General features: G+C 33.8%; 1 protein-coding gene. It reads left to right on the top strand.

The window, feature by feature from the left end; genetic code table 11:
• Nucleotides 1–470 (top strand): hypothetical protein (locus FCS21_RS17715; protein WP_222927988.1); only part of this gene is annotated, 470 nt, incomplete at both ends.

Genomic DNA, 470 nt, shown 5'->3' with positions numbered 1-470 from the left:
ACGGAAGAAGAATTTGAATTAGATGGTGCGTTTGGGCTTGCGGAAGCTCATTTTCATGATATCCATATGATTAGTCAAAAAATGTCAGTGGAATTGATTGATCGATTACCATTTTCAACTGAAGTTTCTGAAGAAGAAAGACTCCATATACGAAAAGAACTTCGTATGGGGATGATGCATGTCAATCGGAAAAATTGGATATTCGACTTTGAGATGACTAGTTTTACGTCTAAAAAGCAGTTGCAGTTTTTCTTCGAAACGTATCCAATATTCAGTACAGCGATCCAAAATGTCATACAAGATAATAAACGTTATTTCTTGGAAAAAGATGAACGTTTCATGATTCGCTTATTTTATGATTATCTTTTTTTATTGGTTGGTATTTGTCCAGTCTCTTATTTTGAAGCACCAATCCATGTCTGTATTGATTTTTCTCAAGGATCTGCCTATACCGATTATATTATTTCTCA

It is taken from the genome of Colwellia ponticola (assembly GCF_005885605.1).
GTDB lineage: Bacteria > Pseudomonadota > Gammaproteobacteria > Enterobacterales > Alteromonadaceae > Colwellia > Colwellia ponticola.
The sequence above is the reverse complement of the archived record's forward strand: the minus strand, read 5'-3'. Positions and strand labels throughout refer to the sequence as shown.